This window comes from Burkholderia sp. 10_S31 (assembly GCF_056930375.1).
In genome coordinates, this window is the sequence record NZ_JBXOWK010000003.1 from 2,412,688 (window position 1) to 2,435,501 (window position 22,814).

Genomic DNA, 22,814 nt, shown 5'->3' on the forward strand with positions numbered 1-22,814 from the left:
AGCCATGCAAGGCGACAAGAAAGTCATCGAATACCTGAACGCCCAACTGAAGAACGAACTCACGGCGATCAACCAGTACTTCCTGCATGCGCGCATGTACAAGCACTGGGGCCTCGACAAGCTCGGCAAGCACGAATACGACGAATCGATCGGCGAAATGAAGCACGCCGACTGGCTGATCGAGCGCGTGTTCATGCTCGACGGTCTGCCGAACCTGCAGGACCTGCACAAGCTGCTCGTCGGCGAGGAAACCGAAGAGATCCTGAAGTGCGACCTGAAGCTCGAGCAGATCTCGCAGTCCACGTGCAAGGAAGCGATCGCTTACTGCGAATCGGTGCGTGACTACGTGTCGCGCGAGATCTTCGAAAAGATCCTCGACGACACCGAAGAGCACATCGACTGGCTGGAAACGCAGATCGACCTGATCGGCAAGGTCGGCCTGCAGAACTACCAGCAGACGATGATGGGTTCGCCCGAGTAACCCCGCTACCGCCACGATCGCCACCTCGCCGTCCGCATGACGATGACGCACCAGCCAGCCGCTTCCGGGGTCCGCCCCGCCGCCCCCGTCGGAATCTTCGATTCGGGGCTCGGCGGACTGTCGGTGCTGCGCTCCGTGCGTGCGCACCTGCCCGGCGAGTCGTTCGTCTATGTTGCCGATTCGCACTACGCGCCGTATGGCCCGCGCGACGAGGCGTTCATTACGGAACGCACGCTGGCCATCGGCGAGTGGCTCGCCCGCGAAGGGGCGAAAGCACTCGTCATCGCATGCAACACCGCAACGGCGCGGGCGATCGCGGCCATCCGCGAACGCCTGTCGATACCGCTCGTCGGTGTCGAGCCCGGCATCAAACCGGCCGCCGCGCTATCCACGACCGGCGTCGCGGGTGTCCTCGCGACGCAATCGACGCTGAACAGCCCGCGCTTTCAGGCGCTGCTCGACCGCTACGGCGCCGGCCGCCGCTTCATCTGCCAACCGGGCCACGGGCTCGTCGAAGCGATCGAACGCGGCGACACCCACTCGCCCGCCTTGCGCGCGTTGCTCGAGCGCTATCTGCAACCGATGCTCGACGACGGCGCCGATACGCTGGTGCTCGGCTGCACGCACTACCCGTTCTTCACGGAAACGATTCGTGACCTTGTTGGCGACCGCCTGACGATCGTCGACACGAGCGATGCCATCGCACGCCAGCTCGCGCGGGTGCTCGATGAACGCAACCTGCGCGCGGCGGCCGGCACGCGCCCCGCGCCGCCGCGCTTCTGTTCGACGAGCGACGGCCTGCAACTGCGCGCACTCGCGTCGACGCTGCTCGGCCTCGACGCGCCGGTTGAATCCGTCACCATTTCCTCGCCCAACGCGCGCGCCTGCGCGACCGCCTGACGCGCGCCGGCAGACCGCCGGCACGGCCCGCCCTCCGCTGCCACCATTTCGAGGGTCCGATGACCTTAAAAAAGCCAAACTCAGGCTTGTCAACGCCGGCAAATTTAATGATAATAATTCGCATTACCGTTAGCTATCGCAACTCATCATGATCGTCTGCGTGTGCAAGTCTGTTTCCGATCGCAAGATTCGCGCGTCCCTCGCCGAGGGGGTGAATTCTTTCGATGAACTCCAGTTCGAGCTCGGCGTGGCCACGTGCTGCGGCAAGTGCGAGGAGTCCGTACGCGATCTCATGGCCGAGCAAGGCGTCTGCGCGAGCCAGTGTGGTGTCGAGCACCACGCTCACCCGATCCCGGTGACGTTCTACGACCGCAAGGCCGCCTGAGCGGCGCCGAGCGTACGCAAGCGGCCCGTGCCGCATTTGATGTCCGACCGTCAGCAAGCCACCTTCCGCGCGAGCCAGCGGCTTACCTGCCAAGGAGCCTGTCATGGAATTGCTGATCGGATTTGTGACCACCGTGTGCATCTCGCTGCTGATCTTCCGCAAGTAACACCGATTCACCCGCCGCGCCCCGGGTGCGACGTCGTTCTTTCAAGCTAACATGCAGGCTTCGCAATCCGCTCCTGCCGGCGTCTTGCCGGTTGCACCACGTATGAATCCCCGGGTCATCGCCGTTGCGGTCGGTGTGCTTGCCGCACACGCGATCATGCTGACGGCCGCGTGGCTCCATCGCAACGCGCCGCCGCCGAAGTCGGTCGAAGTCCAGTCGATCACCGCGCAGTTCATCACGCCTGCGCCGATCGCCCAGCAGGTCGCGGCAGAATCGATCCCGCAGCCCGCGCCGCCGAAGCCCACCCCGCGCGTCAAGCCGAAGGTCGAGCCGAAGCCGGTGCAGAAGTTGGCGAAGCCGACACCTCAGCCCGTCGCACAATCTCCGGCCCCGTCCCCCACGCCCGCACCGGCTGCCGATCCCACGCCTGCCCCCGCCGCGCCCGCGCCTGCAGCGCCGGCCGCCGTACCCGGCCCGGCGCGCGAAACGATGCAGGTCAGTGCGCCGAAGAACGTGCCGACGCTCCAATGCAACTTCGTGAAACCCGACTACCCGTCGATGTCGCGCCGCCGCGGCGAATCAGGCACCGCCTATGTTCACTTTGTCGTCGGCGTGACCGGCAAGCTCGAAAGCGTCGATCTGCAGAAGAGCAGCGGTTATCCGCGCCTCGACGATGCCGCACTCGACGCGATGCGCTCGACCACCTGCCGTCCGTATATCGAGAACGGCCAGGCGATCCGCGCCGCCCGTACGCAGCCCTACAACTTCGGGCTCACCGACTAACCTGCCTCATCCGGAAGATCCAAAGGAAACAAAAATGCAAAGCTACGGTATCGCGCACGTCTGGGCGCAAGGTGATTTCGTCACGCGCGCCATCGCGATCACGCTGCTCGTGATGTCGGTCCTGTCGTGGATCGTGATCATCGTCAAGGGCTGGAACGTGGTTCGCCTGAACCGTCTCACGAAGAACGCCGAACAGGCGTTCTGGCATTCCGACGATTTCGATGACGGCATCGAGAAGCTGGGCCTCGCCGCATCGACGCCGAGCGACAACCCGTTCCTCGCGCTCGCGCTGTCGGGCAAGGAAGCCGCCGATCATCACCATCAGACGCAGCCGCACCTGCACGACCGCATGGACGTGTCGGACTGGGTCACGCGCTGCCTGAAGGACACGATGGACGAAGGTATCTCGCGCATGCAGGCCGGTCTCGCGATTCTCGCGTCGATCGGCAGCACGGCACCGTTCGTTGGTCTGTTCGGCACGGTCTGGGGCATCTACCACGCACTGCTCGCGATCGGCGCAACCGGCCAGACGTCGATCGACCAGGTCGCGGGCCCGGTCGGCGAATCGCTGATCATGACGGCCTTCGGCCTGTTCGTCGCGATTCCCGCCGTGCTCGGCTACAACGCATTGACCCGCGCGAACAAGGGTATCGTCAGCAAGCTGCGCCGCTTCGCGCACGGTCTGCACGCGTACTTCGTGACGGGCGCGCGCCTCGCGTCGTCGTCGGCCCGCGACGGCCTGCGCCTTGCGACGCGCGCCAGCTGAGACGGGGTGAACCATGGCAATGAACACCGGCTTCAGCGATGACGACGACGACGGCGTGATGAGCGAGATCAACATGACGCCGCTCGTCGACGTCATGCTCGTACTCCTGATCATTTTTCTCGTGACGATCCCGGCAATGCAACACGCGGTGAAGATCGACCTGCCTCATGCGAGCAGCCAGCCCGTCGACGAGAAGCCGCAGACGGTCGACGTCGCGATCCAGGGCAACGGCACGATCCTGTGGAACGACCAGACGGTCACGCGCGAACAGTTGCAGGCACACATCGCGGAAGCGGCAAAGCATCAGCCGCAACCGGAGTTGCACCTGCGTGCCGATCGCAAGGTTGCCTATGAACGCGTGGCCGAAGTGATGTCTGATGCGCAGGCCGGCGGCCTGACGAAACTCGGCTTCGTGACGGAGCCGGCTGCAAAGGCGAAGTAACGCACGCGCGTTTCGCCGGCACCCCCTTGCCGGTCGTCCGGCCGGCCGCACCTCGCCGGCCGCACCTCGCCGGCCGCACCTCGCCGGCCGCACCTCGCCGGCCGCACCTCGCCGGCCGCACACAAAGTAAAAGGCCTTCATCGCCAGATGAAGGCCTTTTTTCATGCGCACGCGGGCGCCTTCGGGCGGCGGGCTCTTCGGCGGTATCGGTTGCGCCTCGAGCAACGCAAATGCGGCTACCGTGGTCTGCACGGACTGCGCGTTCTGCCCTATCTGGCTCGCAATATATGCGGCCACCTGATTCCGCTCAGAACTTCCTTCGCGAAATGGGATTTCAATATAGGCCTGCGCGCGGACGCATTCAAGGCCCCGGCGATTGAAACTTGCGATTGCAGGCGGCGCTTCAATGACAAAACAAATTTGCCACGACGCGCATCTTGCAGTCAGGTGGCCGGAGCATCGACCGCCGCGGCCTCCGTCTTCGCTCGCTCGGGGCAGCTCGGCTGCTTGTAGTCGCCGTGGTCGAGCTTTTCGACCAGGTAGTCGACAAACGCGCGAACTGCCGGCGGCATTCCCTGCCGCGACACGAACACCGCGTAGAGTTGCGGCACCGGCAGCGTCCAGCCCGGCATCACCGGCGACAATTGTCCCGCGCGCAATGCATTGCCGTACATCATCTCGGGCAGCGCCGCGATGCCGAGGCCGTCGAGCACCGCCTCGCGAATCGTCATCAGGTCGGCCGTCACGAGCCTCGGATCGTGCTCGTGCAAGTGACGGGTGCCGTCCGGCGCGATCAGGTTGAACACGTGCCGTCCGTCGACGCTCGGCGTATCGAGCGTCTCGAAGTGCGCCAGATCGTCCGGCACGAGCGGCGGCGCATTCTGGCTCAGCAGGCTCGGCGCGCCGACCAGCATCTGCTCGGTCCGCCACAGTGGCCGCACGACGATATTCGCGTTCTGCGGTGGCTCGGAGCGCACGCGCAACGCGACGTCGATCGAGTCCTCGAACAGGTCGATCACGCGATTCGTCACGCGGATGTGTACCTTCACCTCGGGATAGCGGTGCAGGAATTCGGGGAGGATGCGCGACAGCATGGTCTGCGACAGCGTGACGGGGACGCTCACGCGCACCGAGCCGCGCGGCGACGCGCGCAGTTGCTGCACGGCGTTCATCGCTGCCTGGGCTTCGGCGAGCATTGCCTGGCAATGCTGGTAGAACAGTTCCCCCGCCTCGGTCAGCGCAAGCTTGCGCGTCGAACGCTGCAGCAGGCGCACGCCGAGCGCCGCCTCGAGTTCGGTCAGCCGCCGCGACAGGCGCGATTTCGAGATACCCAGCACGCGTTCCGCAGCCGAGAAACCGCCGTGTTCGACGACCTGCGAAAAATACATGAGGTCGTTCAGGTTGTGTGCATCGATGTTCATGTCATCGTTCCAATTTCAGAACAATCCATTGCGAACCGCCGCAAATTGGACGGTAAAACGCCCAATATAATAGCGCTATGTTTCAAAAATAACGCTATTCCGACGATATCGAGGGCTTCTGCATGACGACCGCTCGCTCGCTTGACCGCACGTACCCCGCACTTCGCACGACCGAAGGTGGCGGCTTCGTGGTTCACCGCCCGTTCCCGACCCGGCTGCTGATGGATTTCGATCCGTTCCTGCTGCTCGATGAAATGGGCCCCGTCGACTACGCCCCTGGCGAAGCCAAGGGCGCGCCCGACCATCCGCATCGCGGCTTCGAGACCGTCACCTACGTGCTCGACGGGCGCTTTCGCCATCGCGACTCGGCGGGCCATGCCGGTACGCTCGGGCCAGGCGACGTCCAGTGGATGACGGCCGGCGCGGGCGTCGTTCACAGTGAAATGCCGGATCCCGAATTCGCGCAGGCCGGCGGGCGCTCGCACGGCTTTCAGCTGTGGGTCAACCTGCCGCGCCGCGACAAGCTCATCGCACCGCGCTACCAGGAAATCCCGGCCGATCGCATCCCGAGCGCCACGTCGGTGGACGGCCGTGCGCAGGTCCGCGTGATCGCCGGCGAAGCGTTCGGTGTACGCGCGGCGATCGAGACGCGCACGCCGATCCTCTACCAGCATTTCACGCTGCAACCTGGCGCAACGGTCACGCAGCCGGTGCCCGCGGGTTATCGCGTGTTCGCCTACCCGCTCGACGGAGGCGGCCGTTACGGGCCCGACAGGCAGCACATCGACGCGCGGCACATGGTCGTCTACGGTGACGATGGTGACGCGGTGACGTTCGAAGCCGGCGATACGCCGCTCGACCTGCTGCTGATCGGAGGCGTGCCGCTCAACGAGCCGATCGTCCGCTATGGCCCGTTCGTGATGAATACCGAGGAAGAGATCCGGCAGGCCGTCGTCGACTACCAGACCGGCCGCATGGGCCGCATCGAAGCGTGACGCGAGATCGGGGCCGCAGGTGCCGCGAAGCCGCCCGTTTTGCGTCACAATGACTTCTTGAACCATGTGGCTGCCCGCCACCAGAAGGAACCCGTCCCCTTGAACTTCGAACATCTGATCCAGATCAATTCCGACGATCCGGCCGTGCCGTCCCTCACCCGCGATCAGCTCTGGGAAGGCCTCGTGCTGCGCGCCGAACAGCCGCAGCTGTTCGTGATCGGCCTCGACAGCTGCGTCGTCCACGAACGGACGGACACGACGCTCGAACGCGAGCTGCACTACGGGCATGCGACCGTACGCGACCGCGTGACGTTCACCCCGAACCAACAAGTGCGCTACGACATCCATGCGGCCGGCGGTGAAATCGGCGGTTCGCTGACGATGACGATCGAGGAACGCGACGACCACGAGCTGTTCCTGCGCTTCGAGTACCGCACGACGCTAACCGTCACGGACGACAGCGAGGAAGCACGTCAGACGCACGGCATCGTCAAGGAAGCGTATCGCACGTCGGACATCGACACGGTGCGCCTGATCCGCGAATACGCACAAGGGCGCAAGGACCCCGATCCGCTCCACTGACGTCGATGGCGGCCTGAAGGCCGCCTCTTTGATTCAAGCTATCGGATTTGTCGCATCGATCGAGAAAGAGTTTTTGTAAATGGGAATAGTTATCATTTAGAATTCATTCCATCGTATCGACAGTCACCGATCAACCGAATGACCGACACCACGCGCCCGACCACGCTGACCTTGCGCCGCACGAGCGGCACCGCAAGCGGCAACCGTCAGAAGACGGCAGCGGTCACGACGCCGGCGAAACCCGCCGGAAGCCGGGATGCCGGCACCCGGACCCTCAGCAGCGATGCGTTGCTGCAAGGCCATAGCCACATCAGCATTGCGCATAACGGAGAGACGTATCAGTTGCGTGCCACCCGGCTCGGCAAACTGATCCTGACGAAGTAACGACAGAGTATTGTGGGGACCACCTCCCTGAGAGGTGTTGGGCAGTAGCCAGCGTAACGGCTTGCACGCGAGATCTAGACCCCTTCGTGCAAACACACTCAAGCAGCCGTTGCAGCAAGCCAAGCCACTTTTTTGGTTCTCGCACCTGGAAGAAAAAAAAGCGACACGTCGAAGGTGACGTGTCGCTTTTTGTTTGCGCGTCTGGATGCAAAAGAAAAAGGCATCGCGCGATCAGCACTGCTGCTCCAGCGCGCTCCGGAGTCCGGCGGCGGGCCACCCGTCGCCAATTACTCCAGAACACAACCGCAGGGCCGTCAATCCCGCATCAGAAACCCCAGAACATCAACCACCACGCGCTGTCGATGACGGCCAGGCCGGCCGCAAACCACGCGAATGCAGCCAGTCGGCGCGGCCACGCCGCATAGCGCCCCGTCACCTTCCATGCAAGCCACGCGCTCCACGCGTTCGCGCAAACCAGAATCGCGATGCGCACGCCGGTCGCCCAGCCGAGCGGCACGTGCTCGGCCCGCAGCAGCGACAGCGTCGTCGCCGACAGCCCGAGGAACACGCCCGCCCCCGCAATCGGGATCAGCGCCTGCGCGAGATGATGGAGACGCACGCGGTCGAAACGGCCGAGCATCAGCGTCGCGCCGGCCAGCAGCACGAGCAGCGCGGTGCCGTACACGAGCCCCGTACCGACGATGTAGCTGACGATCAGCCCGCCGTCGAGCCACGAGAACACGTCGTTGCGATCCGGATAATGCGTGAGCAGGAACCACGGTGCATTGGTTTCGAGCGGCCACGTGATATCGCGATCGATCAGCCAGCCTGCAAGCCATTGCTTGATCTGTACGAACCACGGGCTGACAGTCCAGTGGAACGCGCCGATCGCGACGCCGAGCAGGCCGTACAGGATCAGCGCCGTGTCCCACGGGTTCGCCTGCTGCGCACCGAGGTTCACGACCTCGTCGGAAGGCGAGCGCCACGACAGCGCGATCGCGTCACGATGCCCGCTGCATCGGCCGCACATGTGGCACGCGGCAGCGCCCTTCATGTTGCGCAACGGCACGAGCGGCGCGCAATTGATCGGAATCACGCGATGCCCGTGTTCGCCGTTCTTGTATGAGCGGCGCCAGGCATCCTCGTCGACCTTGTAGCGCATCGGCGCGAGCCGCGACAGCAACCCGAACACGCCGTTGACCGGGCACAGATACTTGCACCACACGCGCTTCTCGCGGCCGTACAGCACGCCGATCACGATCGCGCCGACGGTCGAACCGCCGAGCACGAACAGCACGGCGAGCGGGTACTGGTACACGCTGACCATCTGCCCGTAGATCGTCGTGAGCCCGAACGCGACGAACGGCCAGCCGCCCCACCGCATCCAGCGCGGAATCGCGCCGCCGCGGCCGAACCGGCTCGCGTATTCGGTGAGTGCGCCTTCCGGGCACAGTACGCCGCACCAGACGCGGCCGAGCATCACCATCGACAGCAGCACGAACGGCCACCAGATGCCCCAGAACACGAACTGTGCGATCAGCGTGAGGTTGTTCCACAGGTGCGCGGAATCGTCCGGCAGCGGCAACACCGCCGGCACGATGATCAGGAACGCATAGACGGCGACGACGACCCACTGGATGCCGCGGATCACTGCGCCGTGGCGCTGCATCCACTGGCCGGCCTGCGCGAGCCAGCCCGGCTTGGCTGCGGCGGCAACGCTCATGCCGCGCGGCCTGCTACGACGGCCGGACGGCGGCTCGCGCGCTTCATCAGCAGCCAGACGACCGCCCAGTACACCGCATAGGCGACCAGGTTGGTCAGTGCCGGGTGTGCACGATAGCCGGTCAGCGTCGCGACGAGCGAGCCGAACGTGCCTGAATCATCGAGGATCCCGGACGTGTCCCACACCTGCGAGATGCCGAGCGGCAGGATTTCCTTGTCGATCAGCTTGTCGACGCCGGTCTGGAACAGGCCCGCGCCGAGGAACAGCAGCATTACTTCGGTGACGCGGAAGAAATGCCGCCACGAGAAGTACTTGCCGCCGAGCTGCAACAGATAGAACGTGAGGAACGCGAGGCCAAGGCCGATCACGACCGCGAGCATCTGGCTGCCGTCCACGTGCCCCGACTGGCCGAAACCGAGGCCGTACAGGAAGATCACCGTCTCGCTGCCTTCGCGGGCGATCGCGAGTGCGACCAGCACGGCAACGCCCCACCAGTTCGAATCGCGCGTGCTCTGCTGCAGCGACTGCTCCATGTCACGCTTCAGCGTGCGGCCGTGCCGGCGCATCCACAGCACCATCTGCACAATCAGCACGCAGGCGATCAGCACCATCGCGGTCTGGAAATAGTCCTGCGCGTCGCCGGACAGCACTTCGGTGAAGCCGACGAGCGCGGCGCCGAGACCGATGGCCATCAGCAGGCCGACTGCAACGCCCGTCCACAGAAAGGGCAGGCCGCGGCGCGCGTCGTCGTCGCCGTTCTTCAGCCATGCATAGAGGATGCCGACGACGAGCAGCGCTTCGACGCTCTCCCGCCAGACGATGAACAAGATCTGACCCATTGAATCCTCCTGACACGCGGGGCACGGCACTCGTGCGCCCGCACGCAGATAAAACGCGTTACTTCGCGACAATCACGCCCTGTGCCTGCTGGTGGAAATCGTCGAAAAACTTGTACTCGCCCGGCGACAGCGGGGCGACGACCACGAACGAATCGGCGCCCGGCGCGAGCACCTTCTCCTTGCGCAACTGCACGCTCTCGAATTCGGCGGCGCCCTTGCCGGTATTCTTGATCTCGATCTTGAAGCGCTGGCCGGCCGGCACCTCGATACGGGCGGGATTCAGCTTGCCGTCCGTCATCTCGAGCTTGAACGTCGGCAGATCGGCGGCATGCGCCGCGCCGGCGAGCCACAGCGCGGCGGCTACGGCGACGATTTTCTGGGGAAATTTCATTCTGGGTTCTCTACGCCGACGGCGCCCCGAAGCGCGCCGTCCGTGATGCCATCGATCAGTACCCGCCCTTCTTGCCGATGCCGGCGAACGGGAAGTCGTATTCGAGGGTGATAGGCTTGAACCACGCGCCCACGCCCGTTTCCTTGTCGACGTGACGGCCGAACGCCATGTGGCCCGACTGCATCGGCGGCTTGACGGTCATCGTCAGGTGATACTTGCCCGGGCCGGCGAGCTTCACGTTATCGCCGTAGTGCGGGCCGTCGCTCGCGACCATGCCCATCAGGTCGCCTTCGGCCTTCCACTTCGTGTCGCCCTGCTTCGTCAGCTTGTACGTGACCTGCAGGTACGGCATCCAGTCGCCTTCGGCGAAACCCGTCGGGTTGTTCTTGACCGCGTGGATGTCCGCTTCGAGGTGGATGTCGGAATCCGACGCCTTGCGCATCATCCCTTCCGGATCCATCGTGATCGGCTGCAGGTACACCGCGCCGATTTCCATGCCGCCCTGGATCTGCTGCTTGCCGATCGGATATTCGGCCGCCGAGGCCGACATCGCGGCAAGCGCCGCTGCTACCGCAACCGACGTGCGGATGAACGAAGAACCCAACATGGACACTCCTTGTTATTTGTCTGACACGCTGCGAACCGCCCTCCGGGACGGCTCACCGAAAACACTAACGCGATGAAGAACGTTAATGCGAACTATTCTCAATACATGCGGAGTTTAGCACTGAACCGGCTCCTGAACAAACAAGACACCGCGTAAACCCCTGATCCGACAAGGCTTACAACGGTGTTACCGGAAGGTTTCAGTGACGTTTGGAAAGATTTACCGGCCGCCGTTGATGTGGTCGCCCACGTTCGCGCCGAACACGCGTTCGCGCAGCAGCGCCAGTTGGTCGCGCGTAGCCGCGGCCTTTTCGAACTCGAGGTTCTTCGCGTAATCGGCCATCTGCTTTTCGAGACGCTTGATTTCTTTCGCGATCTGCTTTTCCGACATGTCCTCGAACTTCGCGCGTTGCTGCGCTTCCTTCAGCTCGGCACGCGCGTCGTCGGCGTTGTAGACGCCGTCGATGATGTCCTTGATGCGCTTCACGACGCCGCGCGGCGTGATGCCCATCTTCTCGTTGTGCGCGATCTGCTTCGCGCGGCGCCGCTCCGTCTCGCCGATCGCGCGCTTCATCGAATCGGTCATGTTGTCCGCGTAGAGGATCGCCTTGCCGTTCACGTTCCGCGCGGCCCGGCCGATCGTCTGGATCAGCGAGCGCTCCGCGCGCAGGAAGCCTTCCTTGTCCGCGTCGAGAATCGCGACGAGCGATACTTCCGGAATGTCGAGGCCTTCGCGCAGCAGGTTGATCCCGACCAGCACGTCGAACGTGCCGAGCCGCAGGTCGCGGATGATCTCGACCCGCTCCACCGTGTCGATGTCGCTGTGCAGGTAGCGCACCTTGACGCCGTGGTCGGCCAGGAACTCGGTGAGCTGCTCGGCCATCCGCTTCGTCAGCACGGTGATCAGCACGCGCTCGCCGGCGTTCACGCGCGCGTTGATCTCGGTCAGCACGTCGTCGACCTGCGAGCTTGCCGGGCGCACTTCGATTTCCGGATCGACGAGCCCGGTCGGCCGCACCACCTGCTCGGCGACCTGCCCCGTCACGCGCTGCTCGTAGTCGGCGGGCGTCGCCGACACGAACACTACCTGACGCATCTTGCGCTCGAACTCCGGGAACTTGAGCGGCCGGTTGTCCAGCGCCGACGGCAGCCGGAAGCCATAGTTGACGAGGTTCTCCTTGCGCGCGCGGTCGCCGTTGTACATCCCGTTCAGCTGACCGATCAACACATGCGATTCGTCGAGCAGCATCAGCGCGTCGGGCGGCAGGTAGTCGACCAGCGTCGGCGGCGGCTCGCCGGGCGCGGCGCCCGAGAAGTGCCGCGAGTAATTCTCGATGCCCTTGCAGAAACCGAGCTCCTGCAGCATCTCCAGGTCGAAACGCGTGCGCTGTTCGAGGCGCTGCGCCTCGACGAGCTTGCCGTCTCGGTGGAAGAACTCGAGGCGTTCGCGCAATTCGTCCTTGATCGTCTCGACCGCACGCATCACGGTGTCGCGCGGCGTCACGTAGTGCGACGACGGATATACGGTAAAACGCGGAATCTTCTGCCGCACGCGCCCGGTCAGCGGGTCGAACAACTGCAGCGTCTCGACCTCGTCGTCGAACAGCTCGACGCGCACGGCCATCTCCGCGTGCTCGGCCGGGAAGATGTCGATCGTGTCGCCGCGCACGCGGAACGTACCGCGCTGGAAGTCCTGTTCGTTGCGCGAGTACTGCATCGCGATCAGCCGCGCGATCACGTCGCGCTGGCCGAGCTTGTCGCCGGTGCGCAGCGTCAGGATCATCTGGTGGTACTCGGACGGGTTGCCGATACCGTAGATTGCCGATACTGTCGCGACGATCACCACGTCGCGGCGCTCCATCAGGCTCTTCGTCGCCGACAGCCGCATTTGCTCGATGTGCTCGTTGATCGACGAGTCCTTCTCGATGAACAGGTCGCGCTGCGGCACGTACGCTTCCGGCTGGTAATAGTCGTAGTACGAGACGAAGTACTCGACCGCGTTGCGCGGGAAGAACTCGCGGAACTCAGCGTAGAGCTGCGCCGCGAGCGTCTTGTTCGGCGCGAACACGATTGCCGGGCGGCCGAGCCGCGCGATCGTGTTCGCCATCGTGAAGGTCTTGCCCGAACCGGTCACGCCGAGCAGCGTCTGGAATGCGAGGCCATCGCCGACACCCTCGACGAGCGTTTCGATCGCGGTCGGCTGGTCGCCTGCGGGCAGATACGGTTGGTAGAGCTGGAACGGCGACCCTTCGAAGGTCACGAATTTCGATTCGTCGAGCGCGTCGCCGACTTCGGCGTGATGTTCGGACATGGAATGCGGCCGGAGCGAGGGCAAAAAAACTATTCTAGCGCTTCGCGGCGTTGCGAACCGCTGACGGCTCCTGACGCACGGCAACCGGCTGAAATCGCAATTCGCCGCGCAATCGCCGCCCCCGGCAGCGTGAATTCGCTACAATGTCAGGCTGCTGCGCTTTCCGGCGCCGTGCCCGTTGGCGCGCGGTCTGCTGCGCCCGCCCCGCCGGCTGAAAGCCTGACCCTCTTTTCACTACTGCCGAATCATCATGTCGCTCTTCTCCGCTGTCCAGCTTGCTCCCCGCGACCCGATCCTGGGCCTGAACGAAGCCTTCAACGCCGATACGCGTCCGACCAAGGTCAACCTCGGCGTCGGTGTGTACACGAACGAAGAAGGCAAGATTCCGCTGCTGCGCGCCGTTCGCGAAGCGGAAAAGGCACGCGTCGACGCCGGCCTGCCGCGCGGCTACCTGCCGATCGACGGGATCGCCGCCTACGACGCAGCGGTGCAGAAGCTGCTGCTCGGCAACGATTCGCCGCTGATCGCCGCAGGCCGCGTGGTCACGGCACAGGCACTGGGCGGCACGGGCGCGCTGAAGATCGGCGCCGATTTCCTGCGCACCGTGAACCCGAACGCGAAGGTCGCGATCAGCGACCCGAGCTGGGAGAACCACCGCGCGCTGTTCGAAGCGGCCGGCTTTGAAGTCGTCGCGTATCCGTACTACGACGCCGCCACCAACGGCGTGAACTTCGAAGGCATGCTGTCGGCGCTGAACGGCTATGCGGCCGGCACGATCGTCGTGCTGCACGCATGCTGCCACAACCCGACCGGTGTGGACCTGACCGAAGCTCAATGGCAACAGGTCGTCGACGTCGTCAAGGCGCGCAACCTCGTGCCGTTCCTCGACATGGCCTACCAGGGCTTCGGCGAGAACATCGAGGCCGATGCGGCTGCGGTGCGCCTGTTTGCTTCGGCCGACCTGAATGCATTCGTGTCGTCGTCGTTCTCGAAGTCGTTCTCGCTGTACGGCGAGCGCGTCGGCGCGCTGTCGATCATCACGTCGAGCAAGGAAGAAGCGACGCGCGTGCTGTCGCAACTGAAGCGCGTGATCCGCACGAACTACTCGAACCCTCCGACCCATGGCGGCGCCGTCGTCGCGGCCGTGCTCGCGTCGCCGGAACTGCATGCTTCGTGGGTGCAGGAACTCGGCGAAATGCGCGACCGCATCCGCGCGATGCGCAACGGTCTCGTCGAGCGCCTGAAGGCGAGCGGCGTCGATCGCGACTTCAGCTTCATCAACGCGCAGCGCGGGATGTTCTCGTATTCGGGCCTGACCTCGGCGCAAGTCGATCGCCTGCGCGAAGAATTCGGCATCTACGCAGTCGGCACCGGCCGGATCTGCGTTGCAGCGCTGAACACGCGCAACCTCGACGCAGTCGCCCATGCAGTCGCTGCGGTCCTGAAGTAAATCGGCGTCAGCGGGCGGCAGCCGTCACCCGCCGCCCTGCCGAAACAAAAAACGCGCTCCCCGGAGCGCGTTTTTTTATGCCGTTCGGGCATTACCGGCGGGTGCTCCGCACGAGCGGCGCATCGTGGCCGCCCGTACCGGATTCCGTTACTGCATGAACCAGCCGTGGCTGACGATGAATGACTGCCCCGTGAGCGCGGCGCTCGGGAACGCCGACAGGAACAGCACCGTCTGCGCGACGTCCTGCACCGTCGTGAACACGCCATCGACCGTGTTGCCGAGCATCACCTTCTTCACCACTTCCTCTTCGCTGATCCCGAGCTCCTTCGCCTGCTCCGGAATCTGCTTGTCGACCAGCGGCGTGCGCACGAAACCCGGACACACGACGTGCGAGCGCACGTTGTGCTTCGCGCCTTCCTTCGCCAGCACGCGCGCGAGGCCCAGCAACCCGTGCTTGGCCGTCACGTACGCCGACTTCAGCGGCGACGCCTCGTGCGAGTGCACCGAACCCATATAGATCACGACGCCGCCGCGATCGTCCTTGTACATGTGCTTGAGCGCGGCCTTGGTCGTCAGGAACGCGCCGTCAACGTGGATCGCCTGCATCTTCTTCCAGTCGGAGAACGAGTAGTTCTCGATCGGATTGACGATCTGGATGCCTGCGTTCGACACGAGGATGTCGACCGAGCCGAACGTTTCGGCAACCTTGTCGATGCCACTGTTCACGGCTTCCTCGTTCGTCACGTCCATCGCGACGCCGATCGCCTTGCCGCTCGCCTTGTTGATCTCGTCGGCAACCGCATTCGCGCCATCCTGGTTCAGGTCGGCGATCGCGACGGCCGCACCCGCCTTCGCGAGCTCCAGTGCGATTTCCTTGCCGATGCCGCTTGCGGCGCCCGTGACGACTGCGGTCTTGCCGCTCAGATCTGCTGCCATGTCCGTCTCCTTCCGTTATCGGATCGAAAAAGCACGCCCCGCTGCACCCGCGTTCGTCGCGCGGTCGTGCAGGTGGGCCAGCCGCTATTGTGCACGATCGGCCCCGCCGTTCGCGCGCAAAACGTCTAAGCTTAAGGTCGGTTCCGGGTCGCGGGAGATTCTCATGCACTATCGACGGCTAGGCCGCTCCGGCCTGCAGATCAGCGAGCTTTCACTCGGCTCGTGGGTCACCTACGGCAACCAGGTCGATCAGCGAGTCGCCCGCGAATGCCTCGCGGCGGCCCGCGATGCGGGTATCAATTTCTTCGACAACGCCGAGGTCTACGCGGGCGGCAAATCCGAGGAAATCATGGGTCAGGCGCTCAAGTCGCTCGGCTGGCCTCGCGTCAGCTACCTCGTGTCCACGAAGTTTTTCTGGGGTCTCGCGGAAGCCCCGAACCAGTACCACACGCTGAACCGCAAATATCTGCTGAACGCGATCGACGGCTCGCTGCGCCGGCTGCAGCTCGACTATGTCGACCTCGTCTATTGCCACCGCCCCGATCCGAACACCCCGATCGAGGAAACCGTCTGGGCGATGAGCGACATGATCGTGCGCGGCAAGGCGCTGTACTGGGGCACGTCCGAATGGAGCGCCGACGAAATTCGCGCTGCGTACGAGATTGCCGAGCGGCACCACCTGCACAAACCGGTCGTCGAGCAGCCGCAGTACAACCTGTTCCACCGTACCCGGGTCGAGCGGGAATACGCACGGCTCTACGACGATTACGGCCTCGGCCTGACCACCTGGAGTCCGCTGGCATCGGGACTGCTCACCGGCAAGTACCGGAATGGCGTGCCACCGGGCAGCCGCGCGCAACTGCAGGGTTACGACTGGCTCCGCGACCGGCTGACGGATCCGGCCAGCAACGACGTGGTCGAACGGCTCGGCGGAATTGCGGCAGAACTCGGCTGCAACACCGCCCAGCTCGCTATCGCATGGATACTCGCGAATCCGCGCGTGAGTTCGGTCATTACGGGGGCCTCCCGGATCGAGCAGATCGGCGACAACATCCGCGCACTCGACGTTGCCGCAAAGCTAACGCTTGAGGTCAAGCAACGCATCGAGGAGGTCGTTGGCGACGCATACGAGTAAGGCGGCTCACGTCCACTCGCGTACAATACGCGGCCGCATTGGCGCGCGGCCCGACGGCCGCGCGCGGCGATCGTCCGTTTTCATCGATTCCTCCTTCGTTTCAGGCAGCCAGCCATGCTCAGTTATCGTCACGGTTTTCACGCAGGCAACCACGCGGACGTGCTCAAGCACGCCGTCGTCGTCCAGCTGCTGCGCTACCTGAACAAGAAAGACAAGTCGTACTGGTACATCGACACGCACGCCGGCGCCGGCGTGTATTCGCTGCGCGACGGTTATGCGGCCAAGACGGGGGAATTCGACACCGGCATCGGCCCGCTGTGGGACGACAAGAACCTGCCCGAGGCGCTCGGTGATTACATCGACGAAGTGCGCGCGCTGAACGACGACGGCGAGCTGCACTACTATCCGGGCTCTCCGTATCTCGCATGGCGATTGATGCGCGAGCAGGACCGGATGCGCCTGTTCGAGATGCACACGACGGAAATCGACGTGCTCCGTCACAACTTCCGTGACGCGGGGCGACGCGCGATGATTTTCGCCGGTGACGGCTTCGAGGGCATCAAGGCGCTGCTGCCGCCGCCGCCGCGACGCGCGCTCGTGCTGATCGATCCGTCCTATGAAGACAAGAAGGACTACGCGCGCACGGTGACCTGCGTAACCGAATGCCTGAAGCGTTTCGCGACCGGTTGTTATGCGATCTGGTATCCGCAGGTTGCGCGGGTGGAGTCGCAGCGTTTTCCGGAACAACTCAAGCGACTGCAGCCGAACAACTGGCTGCACCTGACGTTGACGGTATCGAACCCGCCAGCAGACGGCCTGGGACTTTATGGCAGCGGAATGTTTATCCTGAATCCGCCGTACACGCTCGCGCAGAGCATGAACGAAGCGCTGCCCTATCTCGTCGAACACCTGGGACAGGACAGCGGCGCCCGGTGCCAGATCGAGCACCGCGGAAACTGAGCGAGCGGTTTGCCGTTACGGCTGCGGTCTCGGGGCGGGTCTTGGCTGATTCGCAGGCGACACGCCCCAGCCCGGCACATTGATATACGGCGCGACAAACAACGGGACCGACGAATTCGATCCCTGCCCGGCCGGCGTTCTCATGCCCGCGGGTTCAACAATCGGCTCTGGCGATAGCGGAGCCGTTTGCAACACCAGCCCCCCCTTGCCATCCTGGATCCCGCGTTGCGTATCGAGAATCAGTGGTTTGGATGAAGTCGCCGCACCGGCCGCCATGCCTTGAATGAGCATCGCAGTGCCCAGAACGAGACGCGCGCGGAAACCGTGACGCACATCGAGACGCAAGCGCATGGTCGTATTTTCTCGGCTGAAAAGCAGGTCCATACCATAGCGCCGCGCCGACGATTTCGCCAGATCCGGCGTACAAAAAACAAAGCCCCGTCAATACGGGGCTTGCTTTTCGTTCGGTGCCACGTGGCACCTGACGGTAACTCCGATTACAGCGAGTAGCCGTTGGTTTCGAGCGAGCGGATGCGGCTCTCGAGCTGGACGATGTCCGACGACGTGGCGAGGTAAGCCTCACGGCGCTCGCGCTCTGCGGATTCGAACCAGTTGCTCAGCTTTTCGACGATGTAGGCGATCATGATGTTCTCCAAGGAAGGGGGACCCCTGGCGAATCAAGATTCAGGGATTTCCCGTATAGGGTTATCCCGAATTATAGCGGTGCTGCACCAAGATACCAGTGAAATGCTTGCATGGACGCCATTCCAATTCGGAATGGATTATGAAGCATCCACCTCAACTCACTGATTTTTAAAGATATTGACTCGAGGTTCATTTCGGGCCTCGAGGGTGTGCACTAATCTGGCTCACCGACCGGATCGGCCAGACGCGCCAGGATCGGGCATTCGGGGCGCCCGTCACCGTGACAGTGCGCGGCGAGATCGGCGAGCGTATTGCGCATGTCGCTCAATTCCGCGATGCGTTTGTCGAGTTCGGCCACGTGTTCGAGGGCGATCGACTTCACTTCGGCGCTGGCGCGGGAGCGGTCTTGCCAGAGCGTCAGCAGCTTGCGGATATCTTCGACGAGAAAACCGAGCCGCCTTGCCTGGCGGATGAAACGCAGGATATGGACTTCTTCCGAACCGTAGATCCGGTATCCGGCATCGCTACGCTTGCTCGGTGCAAGGAGGCCGACCTGTTCGTAGTAGCGGATCATTTTTGCGCTGACGCCGGATTCGCGCGACGCGTCGCCGATATTCATTCCTGCCCTCTTTCCATCAAGCACTGGTTCGAACATGAACGTCGACACGAGCGACCGTCGACGACACTTCGATCGTATCAAAAGCTGAGTGAAAAGGACTTTGCTAGAAGTCGATTGGCCTTACCGAAGGGGGCAGATCTGGTGCGACGTGCATGAGGATCCTGCCTGGCCAGCTCACCGGCCGACCGGCACGAGTTCCCAAGCCAACGCCTGGCGGCCATCGCCCTTTTCCTTTTCCGGCGCCACAAATGCAAAAACCCCCGCCTGTTCGGGCGGGGGTTTCTGGCTTAGGGAGCCTGACGATTACCTACTTTCACACGGGAATCCGCACTATCATCGGCGTAGAGTCGTTTCACGGTCCTGTTCGGGATGGGAAGGGGTGGGACCGACTCGCTATGGTCATCAGGCAAAGAGGGTTGTTGCGCTGCTTCGCAGCACAACCAATCTTGGAAGAAGCAGTAATTCAGGTTGTGTGTATCACACACGAGAATCCAACTTGTCCGACGCGCTCTCTAGCGCGAAACAGACTTGTTATAGGATCAAGCCTTACGGGCAATTAGTATCAGTTAGCTGAACGCATTACTGCGCTTACACACCTGACCTATCAACGTCCTGGTCTCGAACGACCCTTCAAGGGGATCTAGTCCCCAGGGATATCTCATCTTAAGGCGAGTTTCCCGCTTAGATGCTTTCAGCGGTTATCTCTTCCGAACATAGCTACCCGGCGATGCCACTGGCGTGACAACCGGTACACCAGAGGTTCGTCCACTCCGGTCCTCTCGTACTAGGAGCAGCCCCCTTCAAATATCCAACGCCCACGGCAGATAGGGACCAAACTGTCTCACGACGTTTTAAACCCAGCTCACGTACCTCTTTAAATGGCGAACAGCCATACCCTTGGGACCGGCTACAGCCCCAGGATGAGATGAGCCGACATCGAGGTGCCAAACACCGCCGTCGATATGAACTCTTGGGCGGTATCAGCCTGTTATCCCCAGAGTACCTTTTATCCGTTGAGCGATGGCCCTTCCATACAGAACCACCGGATCACTATGACCTGCTTTCGCACCTGCTCGACTTGTCGGTCTCGCAGTTAAGCACGCTTATGCCATTGCACTATCAGCACGATTTCCGACCGTACCTAGCGTACCTTCGTACTCCTCCGTTACGCTTTGGGAGGAGACCGCCCCAGTCAAACTGCCTACCATGCACTGTCCCCGACCCGGATCACGGGCCAAGGTTAGAACCTCAAACAAACCAGGGTGGTATTTCAAGGACGGCTCCACCGAAACTAGCGTTCCGGTTTCATAGCCTCCCACCTATCCTACACAGATCGGTTCAAAGTCCAATGCAAAGCTACAGTAAAGGTTCATGGGGTCTTTCCGTCTAGCCGCGGGTAGATTGCATCATCACAAACACTTCAACTTCGCTGAGTCTCGGGAGGAGACAGTGTGGCCATCGTTACGCCATTCGTGCAGGTCGGAACTTACCCGACAAGGAATTTCGCTACCTTAGGACCGTTATAGTTACGGCCGCCGTTTACCGGGACTTCAATCAAGAGCTTGCACCCCATCATTTAATCTTCCGGCACCGGGCAGGCGTCACACCCTATACGTCCACTTTCGTGTTTGCAGAGTGCTGTGTTTTTATTAAACAGTCGCAGCCACCAGTTTATTGCAACCCCTTCACCCTCTGCGCGCAGGCGCATCAAGCTACAAGGGCGTACCTTATCCCGAAGTTACGGTACCAATTTGCCGAGTTCCTTCTCCCGAGTTCTCTCAAGCGCCTTAGAATACTCATCTCGCCCACCTGTGTCGGTTTGCGGTACGGTCATCGTTAGACTGAAGCTTAGAGGCTTTTCTTGGAACCACTTCCAATTGCTTCGCTCCCTAAGGAGCTCGCGCCACACCCTTGAATTACGCACCCGGATTTGCCTAAGTGCCTTCTCCAATGCAGCGACCGGGACTTCCAACACCCGGACAACCTTCCGCGATCCGTCCCCCCATCGCATCTAACAATGGTGCAGGAATATTGACCTGCTTCCCATCAGCTACGCATTTCTGCCTCGCCTTAGGGGCCGACTCACCCTACGCCGATGAACGTTGCGTAGGAAACCTTGGGCTTACGGCGAGGGGGCCTTTCACCCCCTTTATCGCTACTCATGTCAGCATTCGCACTTCCGATACCTCCAGCACCCTTTACAAGGCACCTTCGCAGGCTTACGGAACGCTCTCCTACCATGCGTGCAAAGCACGCATCCGCAGCTTCGGTATATAGCTTAGCCCCGTTACATCTTCCGCGCAGGACGACTCGATCAGTGAGCTATTACGCTTTCTTTAAAGGGTGGCTGCTTCTAAGCCAACCTCCTGACTGTTTTAGCCTTCCCACTTCGTTTCCCACTTAGCTATATTTGGGGACCTTAGCTGGCGGTCTGGGTTGTTTCCCTCTTGACACCGGACGTTAGCACCCGATGTCTGTCTCCCGTGATTGCACTCTTCGGTATTCGGAGTTTGCTATGGCGGGGTAATCTGCAATAGACCCCCCAACCATGACAGTGCTCTACCCCCGAAGGTGAGACACGAGGCACTACCTAAATAGTTTTCGGAGAGAACCAGCTATTTCCAGGTTTGTTTAGCCTTTCACCCCTATCCACAGCTCATCCCCTAACTTTTCAACGTTAGTGGGTTCGGACCTCCAGTACGTGTTACCGCACCTTCATCCTGGCCATGGATAGATCACCTGGTTTCGGGTCTACGCCCAGCAACTGAACGCCCTATTCGGACTCGCTTTCGCTACGCCTGCCCTATACGGTTAAGCTTGCTACTGAACGTAAGTCGCTGACCCATTATACAAAAGGTACGCCGTCACCCCTTACGAGGCTCCGACTGTTTGTATGCATGCGGTTTCAGGATCTATTTCACTCCCCTCCCGGGGTTCTTTTCGCCTTTCCCTCACGGTACTGGTTCACTATCGGTCGATCACGAGTATTTAGCCTTGGAGGATGGTCCCCCCATCTTCAGACAGGATTTCACGTGTCCCGCCCTACTTGTCGCACACCTAGTTCTTTCATACTGTTTTCGCCTACAGGGCTATCACCTGCTATGGCCGCACTTTCCAGAGCGTTCGGCTAACAATACAAATAAAGAGTGCAAGGCTCATCCCATTTCGCTCGCCACTACTTTGGGAATCTCGGTTGATTTCTTTTCCTGCGGTTACTTAGATGTTTCAGTTCACCGCGTTCGCTTCACATGGCCTATGTATTCAGCCATGGATACTCCAAAAGGAGTGGGTTTCCCCATTCGGACATCTACGGATCAAAGCTCGTTTGCCAGCTCCCCGTAGCTTTTCGCAGGCTACCGCGTCCTTCATCGCCTGTGATCGCCAAGGCATCCACCACATGCACTTGTTCGCTTGACCCTATAACGAGTCTGTCTTGCGACAGTCGCTACAGGTTGAGTTCTCGCGTTGTGCCGTATTCCAATTGAGCCGAACATTAAGTTCGAATCATCTTGAGATACATCGATACAATCACAACCCGGATAGCTTTCACGTCCATCTCAAGACGCTTCTGCTATCCAAATTACTTACTTCTTCCAGATTGTTAAAGAACGACAGCCGATACATACTATGTATCACTCTGACTGGCTCAATCGCCAATGACAAAGATTCGACCAAGTCGAACGCTTGTCATTGAAGATTGGTGGAGGCAGACGGGATCGAACCGACGACCCCCTGCTTGCAAAGCAGGTGCTCTCCCAGCTGAGCTATGCCCCCATGAGTACAGATAACCTCAGGTACCTACCGCCAGACAATGGTGGGTCTGGTTGGATTCGAACCAACGACCCCCGCCTTATCAAGACGGTGCTCTAACCGACTGAGCTACAGACCCCTGAG

Annotated in this window: 22 protein-coding genes, 2 tRNA genes and 2 rRNA genes; 12 read left to right on the forward strand and 14 right to left on the reverse strand. The window is 62.1% G+C overall.

Features of this window, described 5'->3' with window-relative positions; all coding sequences use genetic code 11:
• Positions 1 to 4 precede the first annotated feature (4 nt).
• The 6 genes from bfr to AC1Z3W_RS31335 all read left to right on the forward strand — a co-directional run bounded on the left by bfr (position 5) and on the right by AC1Z3W_RS31335 (position 3,923).
• Positions 5 to 481 (forward strand): bacterioferritin, encoded by a 477-nt coding sequence (gene bfr, locus AC1Z3W_RS31310; protein WP_006482753.1) that lies wholly within the window; start codon positions 5 to 7, stop codon positions 479 to 481.
• 36 nt (positions 482 to 517) lie between these two features.
• Positions 518 to 1,381 (forward strand): glutamate racemase, encoded by an 864-nt coding sequence (murI, locus tag AC1Z3W_RS31315; protein WP_409364331.1) that lies wholly within the window; start codon positions 518 to 520, stop codon positions 1,379 to 1,381.
• Between the two features lie 148 nt (positions 1,382 to 1,529).
• Positions 1,530 to 1,766: a (2Fe-2S)-binding protein gene (locus AC1Z3W_RS31320; protein WP_057929462.1), complete on the forward strand. Its 237-nt coding sequence runs from the start codon at positions 1,530 to 1,532 to the stop codon at positions 1,764 to 1,766.
• Between the two features lie 217 nt (positions 1,767 to 1,983).
• The gene (locus tag AC1Z3W_RS31325) at positions 1,984 to 2,715 is read left to right on the forward strand and encodes an energy transducer TonB (RefSeq protein WP_483509271.1); all 732 of its coding nucleotides are present in this window, start codon (positions 1,984 to 1,986) and stop codon (positions 2,713 to 2,715) included.
• Between the two features lie 34 nt (positions 2,716 to 2,749).
• Positions 2,750 to 3,481: a MotA/TolQ/ExbB proton channel family protein gene (locus AC1Z3W_RS31330; RefSeq protein ID WP_057929464.1), complete on the forward strand. Its 732-nt coding sequence runs from the start codon at positions 2,750 to 2,752 to the stop codon at positions 3,479 to 3,481.
• Positions 3,482 to 3,494: 13 nt separating this feature from the next.
• A complete protein-coding gene (locus AC1Z3W_RS31335; protein WP_057929465.1) occupies positions 3,495 to 3,923 on the forward strand; it encodes an ExbD/TolR family protein in 429 nt (142 codons plus the stop codon).
• Between the two features lie 443 nt (positions 3,924 to 4,366).
• Here the strand turns inward: AC1Z3W_RS31335 and AC1Z3W_RS31340 are convergent, their stop codons facing one another.
• Positions 4,367 to 5,344, reverse strand: a complete 978-nt coding sequence (locus AC1Z3W_RS31340; RefSeq protein WP_057929466.1) for a LysR family transcriptional regulator — start codon at positions 5,342 to 5,344, stop codon at positions 4,367 to 4,369.
• Between the two features lie 122 nt (positions 5,345 to 5,466).
• On the opposite strand from AC1Z3W_RS31340, the gene AC1Z3W_RS31345 reads away from it, so the two are divergent.
• From AC1Z3W_RS31345 to hemP, 3 genes are all read left to right on the forward strand, one after another.
• Complete coding sequence (locus tag AC1Z3W_RS31345; protein ID WP_057929467.1) at positions 5,467 to 6,339, forward strand: pirin family protein; 873 nt, start codon at positions 5,467 to 5,469, stop codon at positions 6,337 to 6,339.
• Between the two features lie 99 nt (positions 6,340 to 6,438).
• Positions 6,439 to 6,921, forward strand: coding sequence for an SRPBCC family protein (locus AC1Z3W_RS31350; RefSeq protein WP_044849005.1), 483 nt, complete (start codon positions 6,439 to 6,441; stop codon positions 6,919 to 6,921).
• A gap of 138 nt (positions 6,922 to 7,059) precedes the next feature.
• On the forward strand, positions 7,060 to 7,305 hold the full coding sequence (gene hemP / locus AC1Z3W_RS31355; RefSeq protein ID WP_057929468.1) for a hemin uptake protein HemP: 246 nt from the start codon (positions 7,060 to 7,062) through the stop codon (positions 7,303 to 7,305).
• A 325-nt stretch (positions 7,306 to 7,630) separates the two neighbouring features.
• Here hemP and AC1Z3W_RS31360 read toward each other — a convergent pair whose 3' ends face one another.
• The 5 genes from AC1Z3W_RS31360 to uvrB all read right to left on the reverse strand — a co-directional run bounded on the left by AC1Z3W_RS31360 (position 7,631) and on the right by uvrB (position 13,175).
• Entirely contained in the window at positions 7,631 to 9,028 is a 1,398-nt protein-coding gene (locus AC1Z3W_RS31360) for a 4Fe-4S binding protein (protein WP_057929469.1), read from the reverse strand.
• Positions 9,025 to 9,867 (reverse strand): FTR1 family iron permease, encoded by an 843-nt coding sequence (locus AC1Z3W_RS31365; RefSeq protein ID WP_057929470.1) that lies wholly within the window; start codon positions 9,865 to 9,867, stop codon positions 9,025 to 9,027. The genes AC1Z3W_RS31360 and AC1Z3W_RS31365 overlap by 4 nt, the downstream gene beginning before the upstream one ends.
• Before the next feature lie 58 nt (positions 9,868 to 9,925).
• Positions 9,926 to 10,258, reverse strand: a complete 333-nt coding sequence (locus AC1Z3W_RS31370) for a cupredoxin domain-containing protein (protein ID WP_483509272.1) — start codon at positions 10,256 to 10,258, stop codon at positions 9,926 to 9,928.
• A gap of 55 nt (positions 10,259 to 10,313) precedes the next feature.
• Entirely contained in the window at positions 10,314 to 10,865 is a 552-nt protein-coding gene (locus AC1Z3W_RS31375) for an iron transporter (RefSeq protein WP_057929472.1), read from the reverse strand.
• Between the two features lie 219 nt (positions 10,866 to 11,084).
• Positions 11,085 to 13,175 (reverse strand): excinuclease ABC subunit UvrB, encoded by a 2,091-nt coding sequence (gene uvrB / locus AC1Z3W_RS31380; protein ID WP_057929473.1) that lies wholly within the window; start codon positions 13,173 to 13,175, stop codon positions 11,085 to 11,087.
• A 250-nt stretch (positions 13,176 to 13,425) separates the two neighbouring features.
• On the opposite strand from uvrB, the gene AC1Z3W_RS31385 reads away from it, so the two are divergent.
• On the forward strand, positions 13,426 to 14,625 hold the full coding sequence (locus AC1Z3W_RS31385) for an amino acid aminotransferase (RefSeq protein ID WP_057929474.1): 1,200 nt from the start codon (positions 13,426 to 13,428) through the stop codon (positions 14,623 to 14,625).
• Positions 14,626 to 14,772: 147 nt separating this feature from the next.
• Here the strand turns inward: AC1Z3W_RS31385 and AC1Z3W_RS31390 are convergent, their stop codons facing one another.
• Positions 14,773 to 15,561, reverse strand: a complete 789-nt coding sequence (locus tag AC1Z3W_RS31390) for a 3-hydroxybutyrate dehydrogenase (RefSeq protein WP_483509273.1) — start codon at positions 15,559 to 15,561, stop codon at positions 14,773 to 14,775.
• Between the two features lie 163 nt (positions 15,562 to 15,724).
• Between AC1Z3W_RS31390 and AC1Z3W_RS31395 the strand changes: the two genes are divergently transcribed.
• Both AC1Z3W_RS31395 and AC1Z3W_RS31400 read left to right on the forward strand, forming a co-directional pair.
• On the forward strand, positions 15,725 to 16,696 hold the full coding sequence (locus tag AC1Z3W_RS31395; RefSeq protein ID WP_057930282.1) for a potassium channel beta subunit family protein: 972 nt from the start codon (positions 15,725 to 15,727) through the stop codon (positions 16,694 to 16,696).
• A gap of 114 nt (positions 16,697 to 16,810) precedes the next feature.
• The gene (locus tag AC1Z3W_RS31400) at positions 16,811 to 17,656 is read left to right on the forward strand and encodes a 23S rRNA (adenine(2030)-N(6))-methyltransferase RlmJ (RefSeq protein ID WP_057930283.1); all 846 of its coding nucleotides are present in this window, start codon (positions 16,811 to 16,813) and stop codon (positions 17,654 to 17,656) included.
• A gap of 15 nt (positions 17,657 to 17,671) precedes the next feature.
• On the opposite strand, the gene AC1Z3W_RS31405 is transcribed toward AC1Z3W_RS31400, so the two are convergent.
• From AC1Z3W_RS31405 to AC1Z3W_RS31435, 7 genes are all read right to left on the reverse strand, one after another.
• On the reverse strand, positions 17,672 to 18,040 hold the full coding sequence (locus tag AC1Z3W_RS31405) for a hypothetical protein (RefSeq protein ID WP_057930284.1): 369 nt from the start codon (positions 18,038 to 18,040) through the stop codon (positions 17,672 to 17,674).
• A 113-nt stretch (positions 18,041 to 18,153) separates the two neighbouring features.
• Positions 18,154 to 18,300 (reverse strand): DUF3563 family protein, encoded by a 147-nt coding sequence (locus AC1Z3W_RS31410; RefSeq protein WP_006478295.1) that lies wholly within the window; start codon positions 18,298 to 18,300, stop codon positions 18,154 to 18,156.
• 215 nt (positions 18,301 to 18,515) lie between these two features.
• Entirely contained in the window at positions 18,516 to 18,920 is a 405-nt protein-coding gene (cueR, locus tag AC1Z3W_RS31415) for a Cu(I)-responsive transcriptional regulator (protein WP_057930285.1), read from the reverse strand.
• 294 nt (positions 18,921 to 19,214) lie between these two features.
• Positions 19,215 to 19,327 (reverse strand): 5S ribosomal RNA (gene rrf, locus AC1Z3W_RS31420).
• Positions 19,328 to 19,455: 128 nt separating this feature from the next.
• Positions 19,456 to 22,337: ribosomal RNA gene (locus AC1Z3W_RS31425) — 23S ribosomal RNA — on the reverse strand.
• Between the two features lie 281 nt (positions 22,338 to 22,618).
• Positions 22,619 to 22,694 (reverse strand) — tRNA-Ala (locus tag AC1Z3W_RS31430).
• A 38-nt stretch (positions 22,695 to 22,732) separates the two neighbouring features.
• Positions 22,733 to 22,809, reverse strand: a tRNA-Ile gene (locus AC1Z3W_RS31435).
• Positions 22,810 to 22,814: the final 5 nt, after the last annotated feature.

Excerpts from the sequence above, each read along its gene's own strand:
- bfr (WP_006482753.1), top strand. The coding sequence starts at position 5 with ATGCAAGGCGACAAGAAAGTCATCGAATACCTGAACGCCCAACTGAAG.
- murI (WP_409364331.1), top strand. The coding sequence starts at position 518 with ATGACGATGACGCACCAGCCAGCCGCTTCCGGGGTCCGCCCCGCCGCC.
- AC1Z3W_RS31320 (WP_057929462.1), top strand. The coding sequence starts at position 1,530 with ATGATCGTCTGCGTGTGCAAGTCTGTTTCCGATCGCAAGATTCGCGCG.
- AC1Z3W_RS31325 (WP_483509271.1), top strand. The coding sequence starts at position 1,984 with ATGCAGGCTTCGCAATCCGCTCCTGCCGGCGTCTTGCCGGTTGCACCA.
- AC1Z3W_RS31330 (WP_057929464.1), top strand. The coding sequence starts at position 2,750 with ATGCAAAGCTACGGTATCGCGCACGTCTGGGCGCAAGGTGATTTCGTC.
- AC1Z3W_RS31335 (WP_057929465.1), top strand. The coding sequence starts at position 3,495 with ATGGCAATGAACACCGGCTTCAGCGATGACGACGACGACGGCGTGATG.
- AC1Z3W_RS31340 (WP_057929466.1), bottom strand. The coding sequence starts at position 5,344 with ATGAACATCGATGCACACAACCTGAACGACCTCATGTATTTTTCGCAG.
- AC1Z3W_RS31345 (WP_057929467.1), top strand. The coding sequence starts at position 5,467 with ATGACGACCGCTCGCTCGCTTGACCGCACGTACCCCGCACTTCGCACG.
- hemP (WP_057929468.1), top strand. The coding sequence starts at position 7,060 with ATGACCGACACCACGCGCCCGACCACGCTGACCTTGCGCCGCACGAGC.
- AC1Z3W_RS31360 (WP_057929469.1), bottom strand. The coding sequence starts at position 9,028 with ATGAGCGTTGCCGCCGCAGCCAAGCCGGGCTGGCTCGCGCAGGCCGGC.
- AC1Z3W_RS31365 (WP_057929470.1), bottom strand. The coding sequence starts at position 9,867 with ATGGGTCAGATCTTGTTCATCGTCTGGCGGGAGAGCGTCGAAGCGCTG.
- AC1Z3W_RS31370 (WP_483509272.1), bottom strand. The coding sequence starts at position 10,258 with ATGAAATTTCCCCAGAAAATCGTCGCCGTAGCCGCCGCGCTGTGGCTC.
- AC1Z3W_RS31375 (WP_057929472.1), bottom strand. The coding sequence starts at position 10,865 with ATGTTGGGTTCTTCGTTCATCCGCACGTCGGTTGCGGTAGCAGCGGCG.
- uvrB (WP_057929473.1), bottom strand. The coding sequence starts at position 13,175 with ATGTCCGAACATCACGCCGAAGTCGGCGACGCGCTCGACGAATCGAAA.
- AC1Z3W_RS31385 (WP_057929474.1), top strand. The coding sequence starts at position 13,426 with ATGTCGCTCTTCTCCGCTGTCCAGCTTGCTCCCCGCGACCCGATCCTG.
- AC1Z3W_RS31390 (WP_483509273.1), bottom strand. The coding sequence starts at position 15,561 with ATGGCAGCAGATCTGAGCGGCAAGACCGCAGTCGTCACGGGCGCCGCA.
- AC1Z3W_RS31395 (WP_057930282.1), top strand. The coding sequence starts at position 15,725 with ATGCACTATCGACGGCTAGGCCGCTCCGGCCTGCAGATCAGCGAGCTT.
- AC1Z3W_RS31400 (WP_057930283.1), top strand. The coding sequence starts at position 16,811 with ATGCTCAGTTATCGTCACGGTTTTCACGCAGGCAACCACGCGGACGTG.
- AC1Z3W_RS31405 (WP_057930284.1), bottom strand. The coding sequence starts at position 18,040 with ATGGACCTGCTTTTCAGCCGAGAAAATACGACCATGCGCTTGCGTCTC.
- AC1Z3W_RS31410 (WP_006478295.1), bottom strand. The coding sequence starts at position 18,300 with ATGATCGCCTACATCGTCGAAAAGCTGAGCAACTGGTTCGAATCCGCA.
- cueR (WP_057930285.1), bottom strand. The coding sequence starts at position 18,920 with ATGAATATCGGCGACGCGTCGCGCGAATCCGGCGTCAGCGCAAAAATG.